The 14,522-nt window shown below is 70.3% G+C and carries 14 protein-coding genes and 1 tRNA gene; 5 read left to right on the top strand and 10 right to left on the bottom strand.

What is annotated here, in order from left to right:
* Nucleotides 1–232: 232 nt before the first annotated feature.
* Entirely contained in the window at nucleotides 233–1,108 is an 876-nt protein-coding gene (locus AB0G16_RS04220) for a rhomboid family intramembrane serine protease (protein ID WP_362798342.1), read from the top strand.
* 50 nt (nucleotides 1,109–1,158) lie between these two features.
* On the opposite strand, the gene AB0G16_RS04215 is transcribed toward AB0G16_RS04220, so the two are convergent.
* Nucleotides 1,159–1,404, bottom strand: coding sequence for a cell division protein CrgA (locus AB0G16_RS04215; RefSeq protein WP_362798339.1), 246 nt, complete (start codon nucleotides 1,402–1,404; stop codon nucleotides 1,159–1,161).
* Nucleotides 1,405–1,615: 211 nt separating this feature from the next.
* Between AB0G16_RS04215 and AB0G16_RS04210 the strand changes: the two genes are divergently transcribed.
* The 3 genes from AB0G16_RS04210 to AB0G16_RS04200 all read left to right on the top strand — a co-directional run bounded on the left by AB0G16_RS04210 (nucleotide 1,616) and on the right by AB0G16_RS04200 (nucleotide 3,167).
* Nucleotides 1,616–2,236 carry a class E sortase gene (locus AB0G16_RS04210; RefSeq protein ID WP_362798336.1) on the top strand — a complete coding sequence of 207 codons (621 nt, stop codon included), beginning with the start codon at nucleotides 1,616–1,618 and terminating at the stop codon, nucleotides 2,234–2,236.
* A 203-nt stretch (nucleotides 2,237–2,439) separates the two neighbouring features.
* Nucleotides 2,440–2,598 carry a hypothetical protein gene (locus AB0G16_RS04205; protein WP_362798333.1) on the top strand — a complete coding sequence of 53 codons (159 nt, stop codon included), beginning with the start codon at nucleotides 2,440–2,442 and terminating at the stop codon, nucleotides 2,596–2,598.
* Nucleotides 2,595–3,167, top strand: coding sequence for a gamma-glutamyl-gamma-aminobutyrate hydrolase family protein (locus AB0G16_RS04200; protein WP_362798330.1), 573 nt, complete (start codon nucleotides 2,595–2,597; stop codon nucleotides 3,165–3,167). The genes AB0G16_RS04205 and AB0G16_RS04200 overlap by 4 nt, the downstream gene beginning before the upstream one ends.
* A gap of 119 nt (nucleotides 3,168–3,286) precedes the next feature.
* Here AB0G16_RS04200 and pknB read toward each other — a convergent pair whose 3' ends face one another.
* From pknB to AB0G16_RS04165, 7 genes are all read right to left on the bottom strand, one after another.
* Nucleotides 3,287–5,164 (bottom strand): Stk1 family PASTA domain-containing Ser/Thr kinase, encoded by a 1,878-nt coding sequence (gene pknB, locus AB0G16_RS04195; RefSeq protein ID WP_362798327.1) that lies wholly within the window; start codon nucleotides 5,162–5,164, stop codon nucleotides 3,287–3,289.
* An 82-nt stretch (nucleotides 5,165–5,246) separates the two neighbouring features.
* On the bottom strand, nucleotides 5,247–6,800 hold the full coding sequence (locus tag AB0G16_RS04190) for a serine/threonine-protein kinase (RefSeq protein ID WP_362798324.1): 1,554 nt from the start codon (nucleotides 6,798–6,800) through the stop codon (nucleotides 5,247–5,249).
* Nucleotides 6,797–8,254 (bottom strand): penicillin-binding protein 2, encoded by a 1,458-nt coding sequence (locus AB0G16_RS04185; RefSeq protein WP_362798321.1) that lies wholly within the window; start codon nucleotides 8,252–8,254, stop codon nucleotides 6,797–6,799. Before AB0G16_RS04185 ends, AB0G16_RS04190 begins: the two co-directional genes overlap by 4 nt.
* A complete protein-coding gene (locus AB0G16_RS04180; RefSeq protein WP_362798318.1) occupies nucleotides 8,251–9,627 on the bottom strand; it encodes an FtsW/RodA/SpoVE family cell cycle protein in 1,377 nt (458 codons plus the stop codon). Before AB0G16_RS04180 ends, AB0G16_RS04185 begins: the two co-directional genes overlap by 4 nt.
* Before the next feature lie 4 nt (nucleotides 9,628–9,631).
* Nucleotides 9,632–10,942 carry a PP2C family serine/threonine-protein phosphatase gene (locus AB0G16_RS04175; protein WP_362798315.1) on the bottom strand — a complete coding sequence of 437 codons (1,311 nt, stop codon included), beginning with the start codon at nucleotides 10,940–10,942 and terminating at the stop codon, nucleotides 9,632–9,634.
* Nucleotides 10,939–11,406, bottom strand: a complete 468-nt coding sequence (locus AB0G16_RS04170) for an FHA domain-containing protein (protein ID WP_362798312.1) — start codon at nucleotides 11,404–11,406, stop codon at nucleotides 10,939–10,941. Before AB0G16_RS04170 ends, AB0G16_RS04175 begins: the two co-directional genes overlap by 4 nt.
* A gap of 17 nt (nucleotides 11,407–11,423) precedes the next feature.
* Nucleotides 11,424–12,164 carry a DUF3662 and FHA domain-containing protein gene (locus tag AB0G16_RS04165; protein WP_362798309.1) on the bottom strand — a complete coding sequence of 247 codons (741 nt, stop codon included), beginning with the start codon at nucleotides 12,162–12,164 and terminating at the stop codon, nucleotides 11,424–11,426.
* A 165-nt stretch (nucleotides 12,165–12,329) separates the two neighbouring features.
* On the opposite strand from AB0G16_RS04165, the gene AB0G16_RS04160 reads away from it, so the two are divergent.
* Nucleotides 12,330–12,415, top strand: a tRNA-Leu gene (locus AB0G16_RS04160).
* A gap of 926 nt (nucleotides 12,416–13,341) precedes the next feature.
* On the opposite strand, the gene AB0G16_RS04155 is transcribed toward AB0G16_RS04160, so the two are convergent.
* Both AB0G16_RS04155 and AB0G16_RS04150 read right to left on the bottom strand, forming a co-directional pair.
* Nucleotides 13,342–13,614: a GlsB/YeaQ/YmgE family stress response membrane protein gene (locus tag AB0G16_RS04155; RefSeq protein WP_362798306.1), complete on the bottom strand. Its 273-nt coding sequence runs from the start codon at nucleotides 13,612–13,614 to the stop codon at nucleotides 13,342–13,344.
* A gap of 140 nt (nucleotides 13,615–13,754) precedes the next feature.
* The coding region (locus AB0G16_RS04150) for an ice-binding family protein (RefSeq protein WP_362798303.1) at nucleotides 13,755–14,522 on the bottom strand (768 nt) is incomplete at its 5' end.

The following is a 14,522-nucleotide window of genomic DNA, read 5'->3' as shown; positions in this document are numbered from 1 at the left end:
GCGTTTCCGGGGACCTTCGCGTTTCCGGGACCTTCGCGTCTCCGGGGGCCTTCGGGAGGTTTCCCGGGCCAAGAGCCAGGGGTCAGGGGCCGGACGCCGGTGGATCCGGGTCCTCCGGGGCGTTCTCGGGAATGCGGCCCGGTCGTGACCGAGGGGTGCGCGAGGGCGCGCGATCGTGAATAGGCTGGCAGTCTGTGGACGACACACCGCTCGAAGGGGCCAGCCACGCATCATGACCACCCAGCCGTCCGACGAGCCCGGCACCGTCGTCCCGACCTGTTACCGTCACCCGGGACGCGAGACCTACGTCCGCTGCCAGCGCTGTGAACGTCCCATCTGCCCCGACTGCATGCGCGACGCCTCGGTGGGCTTCCAGTGCCCCGAGTGCGTGGCCGAGGGCAGCAGGGGCATGCGCCAGGCGCAGGCCGTCTTCGGCGGCAAGGCGGTCACCACGCCCAGGGTCACCTGGGCGCTGCTGATCATCAACCTCCTGGCCTACGCCGCGGAGCTCGCGCGCACCGACTTGGTGCTGAGCACCTTCGCGATGAACTCCGGCATGGTCGCCTACTACGGCGAGTGGTGGAGGCTGGTCACGGGTGCCTTCCTCCACCAGCCGATGACGTCGGGGGGGCTGGGGCTGACCCACATCCTGTTCAACATGTGGGCCCTGTACGCCCTCGGCCCGGAGCTGGAGAGGCGACTGGGGGCGGCCAGGTTCCTGACCCTCTACCTGCTCTCCGCGCTCGGCGGGTCCGTCGCGATCTACCTGTTCGGCCTCTCGGCGGTCGGGGCGTCCGGCGCGATCTACGGCCTGTTCGGCGCGATGTTCGTGCTCGGCAGGAAGCTCGGCTACGACGTCCGCGGCGTGCTCTGGCTGATCGGCATCAACACCGTTCTCACCTTCGTGATCCCGGGCATCAGCTGGCAGGGACACCTCGGCGGCCTGGTCACCGGCACCGTGGTGGCCGCCGTCCTCGCCTTCGCCCCGAGCAGGAACCGCAACGCGGTCCAGTGGGGTGGATGCGTGGCGATCCTGGTCGTCCTGGTGGCGCTGGTGCTGGTGCTACCGCCGTTCGCCGTGAACGCCAGGCTCGGGCTCCTGGGGTAGATCCACACCCTGATGCTTCCCCAGGGTGTGGACGGCGCCTGTGGAAAACGTCAACGCCAGCGGGTCGAAAGGATCACGCCGAAGATGATGAAGGCGAATCCGACCAGCAGGTTCCAGTTCTGCAGGGTGCCGAACAGGGGCGCGGTGGGGACCACGTAGTAGATGGCGATCCACAGGATGCCGACGATCCAGCAGGTCACCATGACCGGTGCCAGCCAGCGCGGACTGATCTTGACCTGCTGGGAGGCCTGCGGCGGGGTGTAGACCGGCTTCTTGCGCGTCTTGGGCTTGGGCACTGGGGTTCTTCTCCTGCGTCAATCCTGCGCGATCCGGATCGTGCGCAGGCCGTGTCGGTCAGCGTGGTCGCTGGTGGGTGAAGTTCCGTGTAAGGATAGTCCGCGCGCACGGGCGATGGCGATTCCGCGGGGCACCATCCTGTGGCAAATGTTGCACAGAGGCGGCGATCAGGCGCCGCCGGCGCGGTATCGCCGTGAATACCCTGCCCCCATGAGAGCCATGCTGAGGGCCGTGAGCGACCTGAGCGTCACCGCGGGCCTGATCGTCCTGCTCTTCTGCGCCTACCTCCTGTGGGGCACCGGTTCCTACACCGCCGGGCAGCAGTTGCTGCTGCAGCGGGAACTCGTCCAGAAGGAGAAGGCCGGTCTCGGCCCGATCAGGCTGGGCGGGGCGGTGGCGATGCTGAGGATCCCCCGGCTGGGCGGCGACTACCGGTACGCCGTCGTGGAGGGCGTCGACCCGGACCGGCTGCGGATGGGACCGGGCCACTACCCCGGGACCGCGATGCCAGGAAAAGTCGGTAATTTCGTCCTTTCTGGCCATCGGACGACCTATGCGGCGCCGTTCAACCGCCTCGACGAGCTTCAGCCGGGAGATCCCCTGGTGGTGGACACCCGTGAGGCCCGCTACACCTACCGCGTCACCGGCAAGCGGGTCGTCGAGCCCACCGAGGTGGACGTGATCGCGCCGGTTCCCGGACGGCCGGGGCGGAAGCCGACCAAGGCGGTGATCACGCTCGCCACCTGCCACCCGGAGTACTCGGCGGCCCAGCGCCTGATCGTCTTCGGAGAGCTGGACGAGCGCCGGGGCCGCCGTGAACGCCCCGAGTGACCCCGGTGAGCCCGGTGAGCCGGCCGGCCCGGACGGGGGCGGGAGTGGATCCGGCGTTCCCCGGACGGATCCGACGGCCCCCGAGTGGACCCGACGGCCCCGGGCGGACCCGACGATCCCGCCCGGATCGAAGGACGGCATACCCGTGAGGAAAGGCGTACCCGCGAGGAGCGGCGTACCCGAAGGACCGGACGAGGAGTCTCATGTACGGATGGATCTGGCGGGTGCTCCCCGGAAGCCTCGCGACCAAGGTTTTCACCGCCGTGGTGCTGGTCGGGCTGGCCACGGTCGTACTCTGGTATGTCGTGTTCCCCTGGATCGAACCCCGCATCTCCCTCGACCCGACCGTCGCGGGCCCATGAGCCGCGTCCTCGTCGTCGACAACCACGACAGCTTCGTCCACACCATCGTGCAGTACCTCCGGCAGCTCGGCGCCGTCTGTGACGTGCGCCCGCGCGACCGGGTGTCGGTCGAGGACGCCTCCGGTTTCGACGGGGTCCTGATCAGTCCCGGCCCCGGCACGCCCGAGGACGCGGGGGTGAGCGTCCCGCTGGTCGGTCACTGCGAGGCCCGCGGCATCCCGCTGCTCGGCGTCTGCCTGGGACATCAGGCCATCGCCGTCGCCCACGGCGCGACCGTCACGCGGGCTCCCGAGCCCATGCACGGCCGTACCAGCGCGGTCACGCACGACGGACGCGGCGTCTTCGCCGGACTGCCCTCGCCGGCGACGATGACGCGCTACCACTCGCTGACGGTGCTCGCCGGGACGGTCCCCCGGACGCTCGAGGTCACCGCCGTCACCGAGGACGGCGTGATCATGGGGTTACGGCATCGCACCGCACCGGTCGAGGGCGTGCAGTTCCACCCCGAGTCGGTGATCTCCGAGCACGGTCACCGGCTGCTCGGGAACTGGCTCGGAAGATTGGTGTAACGCGGGCCCACCGCTGGACGATTGACCAGTGAGAGTCCTTCCGCCATCGCCCCCGAGTGGCGGAAGGACTCTTTCTCGTCTCCGGGCCGGGAGCCCTTCTCGTCCCCCGGCCCGAGGGGTCAGTTCCCGTCCTGCGGTGCCTCGTCGAAGATCGTGCCGTCGTCGGTCTCCGTGGGCTCCGGGTTCGGGTCCGGGTCGGTCGGCTCGTCGGGGACGGTCGGCTCGTCCGACGGCTGGGTCGGCTGCTCGGTCGGCTGGGGCGCCTCGCCGCTGGAGACCACCAGCGTGATCGTCGTGCCGGGCTGGTACTTGCTGCCGGGCTCGGGGGACTGACTGATCACGGTGTCCTTGGGCAGGTCACTCGGCTGCGTCACGACCTTCGACTTGAAGCCGAGCTGCTTGAGCATGTCCTTGGCGTCCTTGACGGTGAGGTTCGTCACCGACGGCACCTCCACGGCCTCCTTGGGCACGTAGATCCGGACGCTCTCGCCCTTGTTGTGCTTCTTGCCCGCCTCCGGCACGGTCTCGAAGACGATGCCCTGCTTACGGCTGGAGGCCTTGGTCTGCAGGACGGGATCGAAACCGGCCTCCTCGAGGATGGTCCGGGCCTCCTCGGCGGTCTTGCCGATCACGTCGGGCACCTCGATCTTCTCGGCGCCCTTGGAGACCTTGAGGGTCACCTCGGCGCCCTTGTCGACCTCGGTGTCGGCCGCCGGGTCGGTCTCGATCACGACGCCCTTGGGGACCTCCTCGTCGAACTCCTCGACCGTCTTCACCTTCAGATCGAGGCCGCTGAGCGTCTTGGCCGCCGCCTCCGCGTTCTGCGAGGCCAGCGGGGGGATCTTCACCTTGCCGCTGACGGTGGCGGTGTCCGGCGAGAGGAATATGTACCCCACGCCGATGAACGCGCCGATGACCAGCAGCGGGATGAGGATCCACGCGGCGGTCTTGACCGCGGTGTTGCCGCCGGGTTGCTGGCGGCGCCGTCCGCGCTCGCCGGCGGGCCGGCCCGTCTCGGTGCCGTACTCGTACGCCGGGACGGCCGTGGTGCGCTGGGTGGCGGGGCCGCCGGGGGGCGGGGCCTGCATGGTCCGCGTCGCCGGGTTGTAGGCGGTGGTGTTCCCGGCGGCCATGGTCATCGTCTGGGCGTCCGTGGGGATGCCGGACATCGCCCGCTGGATGTCGGCCCGCATGTCCCCGGCGCTCTGGTAGCGGTGCGCCGGGTCCTTGGCCATCGCCTTGAGCACGATGGCGTCGGCCCACGGGGGGATGTCGGGGTCGATCTGCGACGGCGGGATCGGGTCCTCGCGCACGTGCTGGTAGGCGATCGCGACGGGCGAGTCACCGGTGAAGGGCGGCTGCCCGGTCAGCAGTTCGTACAGCACGCAGCCGGTGGAGTAGAGGTCGCTGCGGGCGTCGACCCGCTCGCCCCTGGCCTGCTCCGGCGAGAGGTACTGGGCGGTCCCGATCACCTGGGCGGTCTGCGTCATGGTCGCGGCCGAGTCGGCCATCGCGCGGGCGATGCCGAAGTCCATGACCTTGACGTCGCCGTTGCGCGTGATCATGATGTTCGCCGGCTTGATGTCACGGTGGACGATGCCGCCGCGGTGGCTGTAGTCCAGCGCGCGCAGGATGCCGTCGACCAGCTCGGCGGCGCGCTCGGGCAGCAGCCGCCGGTCGGCGCGCAGCAGGTCGCGCAGGGTCCGGCCGTCCACGTACTCCATCACGATGTAGGGCACCGGCGCGCCCTCGGAGACGTCCTCGCCGGTGTCGTAGACCGCGACGATGGACGGGTGGTTCAGCGACGCGGCGGACTGCGCCTCCCTGCGGAAACGCGCCTGGAAGATGTGGTCCCTGGCCAGGTCCGCGCGGAGGGTCTTGATGGCGACGATCCGATCCAGCCGGATGTCTCGGGCGCGATAGACCTCGGCCATGCCGCCACGCCCGACGACGCCGTCAAGCTCGTAGCGATCGCCGAGGCGTCGGGGCTGAGTCATTTCCTGCACTGTCCCTTACCGTTCATCTTGGGTGCCGGTGAGCTCTTGGGCCACCGGTGTCCATCATCGACCCGTTGCCGCATCACGTCTCCTCATTCGGCGGGTCCGTGTCGCCGGGGTCTGGAGTCGCACTGGGTTCTGGACTCGGTGTCGCCGTCGGGGCGGTGGGCGTGGCGGTGGGAGTCGTCGGGCTCGGGCTGGACGGTGGCGACGTACTCGGCCGTGCCGTGGGCGTGGCCGATGTGCTTACCGTAGCCGACGGCGTGACCGCCGGACGGCTCGACTTCGTCGGTGGGATCGGCGGTCTGCTCGCCGGGGGACTGCTCCTGCCCGGCCGCGCGGTGGGCGTCTCGGTGGCCGGGCTCGACCGTACGACGGGCCTTGCCGGATCACCGTCACCGGGCCGGTCCCCCAGCTCGCGGGCGGCCAGCGTGCCCAGGCCGACCGCGGCGGCGCACCCCGCCACGGCGGCGGCGATCATCGTCGTCCTGCGCCTGCCGCGCCCGGCGTTCCGCGCCGGCCCGGAGGGCGGCACGGTGGGCGGTGCGACGGGCGGCAGGGTCGGCGGCACGGCGGGCGGCACGGCGGACGGCGGGGCCTGCGGTGTGGTGCCCGGCCGCCACGCGCCCGGTCGCACGTCGCCGGTGCCGCCCCGCCCCCCGGCGGTTCCGGCCTCCCCGCCCGTCTCCCGGTACGCGCCGGGGGGCGCGGGTGGGGTCCCCGCGGGGTCCGGCGACGAGACGACCTCCCGCGGCCACTCGGTGGCGGGCTCGGCCCGCCAGCCGGCCGGGTCGGTGAGCGTGCCCAGCCCGGTGGCGCCGGAGGCGGTGAGCGCGTCGAGCAGCACGTCCGCCCGCTCCGACAGCTCCCTGGCGCCCGCCGGGCGCCGCGCCGGGTCCTTGGACAGGCACGCCATCACCAGGTCACGGACCATCGTCGGCACGTCGTCGGGAAGCGGGGGCGGCGGCTCGCCGATGTGCATCAGGGCGACCGCCACCTGGGTTTCGGCGACGAACGGCGCGCGCCCCGCCAGGCACTCGTAGGCGACCACGCCGAGCGAGTAGATGTCGGTGGCGGGCGTCAGCGGGTCGCCGGAGACCTGTTCCGGGCTGACGTACTGGACGGTGCCCAGCAGCATGCCGGTCTGCGTGACCGGAGCCGCCTCCAGCACTCGGGCGATGCCGAAATCTGTGATCTTTATCACACCGGTCTCGGTCACCAGGATGTTGCCCGGCTTGATGTCCCGGTGGATGATCCCGCCGCTGTGCGCCGCGTGCAGCGCCCTGGCGGTCTGGTGGACCACGTCGAGGGTGATCTCCGGGGTCAGCCTGCCGTCCCGCTTGAGGATGCCCGCCAGCGACTGGCCGGGCACCAGCTCCATGACCAGGTAGGCGACGCCCTCGGCCTCGCCGTAGTCGAAGACCTGCGCGACGCCCGGGTCGGAGAGCCCGGCCGCGATGCGCGCCTCCGAGCGGAACCGCCTGCGGAACTCCGGGTCCTCGGCCACGTGCGCGCGCAGCAGCTTCACCGCGACCTCGCGGCCGAGGAGCTCGTCCTCGGCCCGCCACACCTCACCCATGCCGCCCGACGCGATACGCCCCAGCGGGCGGTACCGGCCCCCGAGCAACGCGGTCATCTACCCAGCACCGCTTCCATCACCCTCTTGGCGATCGGAGCGGCCGTCTGGCCACCGGAGGCGTCGCTGCCGGCGCTTCCGGACTCCACGATCAGCGCGACGGCGACCTGGGGGTCCTCGGCCGGGGCGAAGGAGATGAACCAGGCGTGCGGGTCGCGGCCCTGGGAGGTCTCGGCGGTGCCGGTCTTGCCGCCGACCTTCACGCCCGGGATCTGCGCGGCGCTCGCGGTGCCCTTGTCGACGACGTTGACCATCATCTCCTGGAGCTTGCGCGCGTTGTCCTCGCTCATCGCGGTGGAGAGCACGTCCTGGTCGGCGCTCTCGACCTGGCCGCCCTCGGCGTCCGCGATCTTCTCCACCAGGTACGGCTTCATGACCACGCCGTTGTTGGCGATCCCGGCGGCGATCATGGCCATCTGCAGCGGGGTCATCTGGTTGTCGCGCTGGCCGATGGAGGCCTGGGCGAGGGCCGCCTTGTCCTCCTCGCGGCCGATGTTGCTGGGCGCGACCGCCATGGGGATCTGCAGCGGGTCGCCGTTGATGCCGAACTTGCGCGCCTGCTCGGCCAGCGCGTCGTAGCCCAGCTCCATGGCGATCTTGCCGAACGGGGTGTTGCAGGACTTCTCCAGCGCGAACGAGAGCGTCACGCGCCCGGCGCCGCACGCCGCCCCGCCGTAGTTGGGCAGGTCGGCGGTGGTGTCGGGCAGGTCGAGCACCTGCGGGGCGTCGACCTGGCTGTCGGGGCCCAGGGTGTCGTCGCTCTCCAGGTACGCCGCCATGGTGACCACCTTGAAGGTCGACCCCGGCGGGTAGGTGCGGCTGATCGCCCGGTTCTCCAGCGGCCTGTCGTCCTTCTCGGCCAGCTTTTCGTAGGCGGCGTTGACCGCCTCCTTGTCGGGCTTGGCGAGCGGGTTCGGGTCGTAGGTGGGGATCGAGACCATCGCGAGGATCGCCCCGGTCTTCGGCTCGATCGCGACCAGCGCGCCCTTCTTGCCGCTGTCGCCCAGCGCCTTGTAGGCCGCCTCCTGCGCCCTGGGGTTGATCGTCAGGTCGACGTTGGCACCCTTGGACTGCTGGGCGGTGAACAGGTCGATGCTGCGCCGGATCAGCAGGCTCGGGCTGGTGCCGTCGAGCAGCTTGTCCTTCGCCCGCTCGATGTCGCTCGCGCTCTCGGGGGCGAAGAACCCGGTGACGGGTGCGTAGACCTTGCCCTCGGGGTAGCGCCGGCTGAAGGGGAACTCGGTGTCGCCGGTCTTGACGGACTCGGCGAGCACCTTGTCGCCCGCGGTGATCCGGCCGCGCTCGACCTCGTACCGCGCGTAGAAGTTGCGGGTGTTGCGCGCGTTGTCGCGCAGGTCGTCGGCCCGCACGGCCTGCAGGTAGTTCACGTTGATCATCAGCAGGCCGAACATGAGCATGCAGGCGAGGGCGGCGCGCTTGAGGGGACCGTTCATCGCTGGAACACCTGCGTCATTCCTTCGTCCTGGATGGCCTGGGGCGGGGGTTTCCTCGCCGTGTCCGACATGCGTACGAGCAGGGCGATGAGGATCCAGTTGGCCAGCAGCGCGGAGCCGCCCTGCGACATGAACGGCGTGACCAGGCCGGTCAGCGGGATCAGGTTGGTCACGCCGCCGACGATGATGAAGACCTGCCAGGCGAGGATGAACGACAGGCCACCGGCCAGCAGCTTGGAGAACGGCTCGCGGGCCGAGATCGAGGTGCGCAGGCCGCGCTCCACCAGCAGCGCGTAGACCATCAGCAGGGCCATCAGCCCGGTCAGGCCGAGCTCCTCGCCCGCGGCGGGGAAGATGAAGTCGGAGAAGGCCAGCGGGATCAGGTTGGGGTGGCCCTGGCCCAGACCGGTGCCGAGGATGCCGCCCTCACCCAGGGCGAACAGGCCCTCCATGAGCTGCCCGCTGCCGCCGACCTGGTAGTAGAGCTCCGGGTCCTCGGGGTTGAGGTAGACCGTGAAGCGCTGCTGCACGTGGTTGAAGAGCATTCCCGCCAGGACCGCGCCGCCGACGAAGAGCAGGATGCCGATGAGCACCCACGAGGTGCGCTGGGTGGCGATGTAGAGCATCGCGATGAACGTGCCGAAGATCAGCAGCGAGGAGCCGAGGTCCTTCTGCAGGATCAGCACGCTCAGGCTGAGACCCCAGATGATGAGGACCGGGCCCAGGTCGCGGGCCCGGGGCAGGTCGATGAAGAGCAGCCGCCGCCCGGCCAGGGCAAGCACGTCGCGCTTGGCGACCAGGTAACCGGCGAAGAAGATGACGAGCGCGAGCTTGGTGAACTCCGCGGGCTGCAGGGTGAGGCCGCCGACGCCGATCCAGATGCGGGCGCCGTTGATCTCCTTGCCGATGAAGGGCAGCAGCGGCGCGACCAGCAGGAGCAGGCCGACCGCGCCCATGGTGTAGGTCAGGCGCTGCAGCACGCGGTGGTCACGCACCACGATCAGCGTCACCGAGAACATGACGACCCCGACCGCGGTCCACAGCAGCTGGTTGGAGGCCGAGGCGCCGGGCATGTCGGCCGCCTCCAGCCGGTAGATGACCACCAGGCCGATGCCGTTGACCAGTGTCACCAGCGGCAGGATCAGCGGGTCGGCCCAGGGCGCGAACTTCGCCAGCACCAGGTAGGCGGCCAGCATCAGGCCGCCCAGCCCCAGGCCGTAGGTGAGCATCCCCGAGGGGATCTGGTTGTCGAGCGCCAGCCCCACGTTGGCGTACGCCAGCATCACGATGACGATCGCGAACGCGAGCATGGCCAGCTGGGCCACCCGCCGTTTGGCGGGGAGCAGGACGGGCTCGGCGCTAGGGGTGCTCATGTCTCTACTGTGACCTCGTGGGTTCGGGGGTTCTCGCGGGTGCGGAGGACGCCGAGGCGCTCGGCGTCGCGCTCGGCTTCTTCCCACCCGCTCCGGCGGCGGTCGTCTTGAGCTCCTCGATCTTCTTCAGACCCGCCTCGACCGTCTCCACCGGGATGCCGTCGCGGACCTGGCCCTGCTGGAACGCGCCAAGGGCGGTGACCGACTCGGTGGTGCTCCGGGCCACGTCGAAGAGCTCGAAGGGGCCGAGATTGGTCTTCACGCCCTGGAAAACCACGATCTCGTCGCCCCTCGCTCCCACGAAGTACTGGTCCTCCAGCCACTGACTGCCGAAGTACCAGCCTAGGACGCTCCCGAGCACGACGACGCCGCCGGTCGAGGCCAGCAGGGGCCACATCCGGCGGCGTCTGACCGGTCGGGCCGCGGCCCTGATGACCGGTTCGTCGTCGTCATCGGCGTCGGAGATCACCGGCTGGGGCATGGTGACCGCCTCGGCGGTACGACCGGCCGGGGTGTCCGGCGGCTCGGACCGGGGCATCCCGGAACCGGCGGCGCCGACCACGGCGGCCTCGGTGCGCGACGTGAAGCCCTCGTCCACCTCCAGCACGTCGGCGACCACGCAGGTGATGTTGTCGGGACCGCCGCCCCGGTTGGCCAGATCGATCAGGGCCCGCACCACCCCCTCGGGATCCTCGATCGTGGAGAGCGTGTGGTGCAGGGTCTCCGCGCTGACCACCCCGGACAGGCCGTCGGAGCAGAGCAGGTAGCGGTCGCCGAGCTGGGCCTCGCGCAGGGACAGGTCGGGGTCGACCTCGCCGCTGCCGTCGAGCGCCCGGAGCAGGATCGACCGCTGGGGGTGGGTGGCGGCCTCGTCCTGGGTGATCCGGCCGTCGTCCACCAGCGACTGCACCAGGGTGTGGTCGTGGGTGATCTGGTAGAGCTCACCCGCGCGCAGCAGGTAGGCCCGGGAGTCGCCCACGTGGACCAGGGCGACCCGCGTCCCCGACCAGAGCATGGCGGTGAGGGTGGTGCCCATGCCCTTGAGGCTGGGATCCCGGCCCACCATCTCGTGCAGCCTGCGGTTCGCGTCGCGTACCGCCGCCTCGATGGCGCTGAGCAGGTCACCCCCCTGCGCGTCCACGTCGAGCGAGGACATCGCGGCGATGGCGACCGAGCTGGCCACCTCGCCGTGTGCGTGGCCGCCCATGCCGTCCGCGACGGCGAGCAGGCGGCCGCTGGCGTAGGCGGAGTCCTCGTTGCCTTCGCGGAGGAGGCCGACGTCTGAGCGGGCGGCGTAACGGAGTGCGATGGTCATTTGCGCAATTCGATGACGGTCTTACCGATGCGGATCGGAACACCGAGCGGCACCGGAGTCGGACGGGTGACTTTGGAGCGGTCGAGATACGTGCCGTTGGTGGAGCCGAGATCTTCCACGATCCACTGACCGTCCTGGGGGAAGAGCCGGGCGTGCCGGCTGGAGGCGTAGTCGTCGCTGACTATCAGCGTCGCGTCGTTCGCCCGGCCGATGGTGATGGGCGTCTCCGTGAGATCGATGGTGGTGCCTTGGAGGGGGCCACCGATGACGACCATCTGCCGTGGCTCCCCCTTCTTGGATTTGGCCGCGGGCTTCGCCGGCTTGGGAACCTTGCGCGCGGGGACGGCGGCGGCCGTGCGGGACCCGAACAAGTCTGTCCGGATCACACCGACCGCGGCAATCACGAAGAACCACAGCACCGCGAGGAAGGCGAGCCGGATCAGCAGCAGCGTGAGCTCGGACATGGACCGTCTGTTTACCTTTAATCGCGCCGGAAAACCAGAGTCGTGCGCCCCAGCGTGACACGAGTGCCGTTCTGGAGCTCGACCCGGCGCACCGGCTGGCCGTTGACGAAGGTGCCGTTCGTGGAGCCGAGGTCGACGAGCGCGACCTGGGGGCCCTCCACTCGCAGCTCGGCGTGGTGCCGGGACACGCCCGGATCGACCAGCCGCAGATCGCAGTCGGTGCCCCTGCCGAGCAGGGTCACCGGTGTCGTCAGGTCGAAGGACCGCTGGCCCTGCGGGTCGTCCTGGGTGGAGACCAGCAGGCGGGGGCGTCCCTGGAACGCCTGCCGGTTCCCGGTGGGCACGTCGCTCACCGGGGTGCGGATCTCGTCCTGTTCGACCGTCGCGCCGCGGATCACGCCCGAGCGGATGCGGAACAGGCCGACCGCGAGGTCGTCGGCCATCTCGAAACGGACCCTGACCGGCCCCACGAAGGAGTAGCCCTGTTCCTTGGCGTACTCCCTGGCGAGGTTGGCCAGCTCCAGGCTGATGCTGTCGGCGTAGACCTCCAGGCGTTCGCTGTCGGTCGTGGACAGCTCGACCACGAAGTCGTTGGGCACCAGGGTGCGCCCCTGGGCGACGATCGCCGCCCGCTCGTCCATCTCGCGTTGGACCGCACTGGCGACCTCTACCGGCTGAAGGTCAGATTTGAACGCCCGTGCAAAGGCACCTTCAACCAAGCCTTCGAGCCTCCGCTCGAAACGCTGAAGGACTCCCACCGGGTACCTCCCCTCCTCCGTCTATGTGGTCGCGGCCGCTTGGGGGCTTGTCGGTCGGTCCTCGCTCTCTCGCACCCAGCTGCTCCGCTTCGGCATCTAGGAGGATCGTATCCGGGTTCATGGGTAACGGCCGATCCGTGCTAATGTTTCGACCGCACCCAACAAGGGCGGGTGGCGGAACGGCAGACGCGCACGGTTCAGGTCCGTGTGTCCGAAAGGACGTGAGGGTTCAAATCCCTCCTCGCCCACCAGGAAACACCGATGAAATCGGTGGGTCCACAGTGACGAAAGAGAGCCCCGCTCCGCAAGAGCCGGGGCTTCTTTGCTTGTACGAGGTTCCGCGGCGTGTCCGGGCATGCGGAGATGTCTATCCCGTCTGGCTTGCAGATCACTTTCGTGCGGGTTGCGCGTATTACGCTCATGGCTGAGAGAGTCGCCACGCGGTCGGCCTGGTCTGCCGGTCCCGTGCGGTTCTCAGCCGCGAGTGATCGTTCGGGGTTCCGGCCGTCCGGAGGCTCGGTGGCTCTGCGGCGGACGCGCCTGCGGGCCGCCGTCGGTGCGGGGCGGCAAGCCGGCTGAGAATTTTCCTGAGTCGGCGGGCAGCTGGAAGGCCCCTGCGGGCTCCCTGCGGGCTCCCTGCTGGCTCCCTGCTGGCTCTGTGCGGCGATGCCACGGTTCGGCACCCCTGAGCTGCGCTCGACGGCCTCGTGGGCGTCCGGCGCCGGGCATCGCGGTGCGATCTCGACCGGGTCCGGGTCGTCCTTGTCGACGGCCGCGCTCCATACCGGATCGGCGGGCAGGAAAGCGTGTCTCACCCGGGGCGAGGACCGGGGACGATCTTCCCGTGGAGTCGTCGCCGGAGTCCGCGCGCCGATGGGCCGGTGAGCGGCCCCCGGCGCCGGCCGACCGGCGTGGTGATCGCGATTCGTGCGGCTATGGAGAAATGTGGCACCTGACGGCGGCGCCGCACAGGGGCGTCGAGACCACCGGGGCCGGCGAGGGCACGGGGTGGCCGGGATCGCCGCGGCCCCGGGTCGCCGGGCGTCGGCGGCCGATGATCCGGGTCCACGCCGTCGGCGGTCCCGGCCCGCGGTCGCGGGCCGGGACCGCCGCGTGTCACGGCATGCCGACGCGTACGGACCCGCCCGGATCTCTCCGGACGCCGTACGCCGACCGGCTAGCGGACGCCGCGCCTGCCGTACATGCCGGCGACGATGGCGACACCGACGGCGGCGACGGCCACCTGAATGATGATCTCGATCCAGTCGATGCCCGACGTGTTGGAGACCCCGAGGGCCCGGGCGATCGCGGTGCCGATGAGGGCGGCGACGATACCGACCACGATGGTCAGCCAGATCGGGATGTTCTGCTTCCCGGGTACGACGAGTCGTCCCAGAAGACCGATGATGGCTCCAATAACGATGGCGGTGATGATGCCGGTGACTGTCATGTCCACACTTCCTCATTGATTGACTTGCAAGGCGTATGCCCCTGGCGAGGGGCATGATGCATAACGGAATGACGACACCGCGTGAACATCCGTCTTCGCCCGGCCACTTCCGGACGTCTCGCCCGGTCACGGCGGGGGTGTCAGGCGACCGAGTGGGTGATGGTGGCGGTGTAGATCCCGGTCACCACCCCGACCGGCAGCGTCACGGTGATCGTCGGGTTCCAGGTGGCCGAGTTGTTCCCGCTGCCCTCGGAGGCGGAGAAGGCGATACGCGCGGGGTCCAGATCGCCGGGGGCTCCGGGGGTGAAGGTCGCGTCACCGGTCGTCCGCGTGACCGGCCCCGGCGAGTAGCCGATGAACTCCCTGGGGATGGTCCCGGCCCCCGCGCCCCCGCCGGTGGTGAAGTCCGTCGAGCTGACGGTCACCACCCAGGCGGCGGGTGAGTCGCCCCGGTCGTCGGTCACGGTCACCTCGCCGAGATCGCCCGGCAGGCCGGCCGCACCGGCCCTCACGGAGCCCAGATCGGCGGCCGGAGGCACGCTGATCGACAGGGGGCCGGGGGTCGTGGGGACGGTCACGGCGTTGGTGTCGAGGGTGACGGCGCCGTTGCGGGCCAGCAGGCGGCCGTTGACGGTCACGCCGGTGGTGGCGGTGATCGAGGTCAGGGCGAGGACGGTACCGGTGAACTCGGAGCCGGTGCCCAGCGTGGCCGAGCTTCCCACCTGCCAGAACACGTTGCGCGCCTGGGCGCCGCCGGTGAGGGTGACGGTGCTGGCGGAGGCGGTGATGAGCGTGGAGGCGGTTCTGAAGATGAAGATCGCATCCGGGTCCCCCAGGGCGTCGAGGGTGAGCTCTCCGGTGATGCCGAAGGTGCCGGCGGCGGAGGTGTAGGTGCCCGGCGTGACGGT

This window comes from Streptosporangium sp. NPDC023615 (assembly GCF_040640155.1).
Classification (GTDB): Bacteria; Actinomycetota; Actinomycetes; order Streptosporangiales; family Streptosporangiaceae; genus Streptosporangium.
The sequence above is the reverse complement of the archived record's forward strand: the minus strand, read 5'-3'. Positions and strand labels throughout refer to the sequence as shown.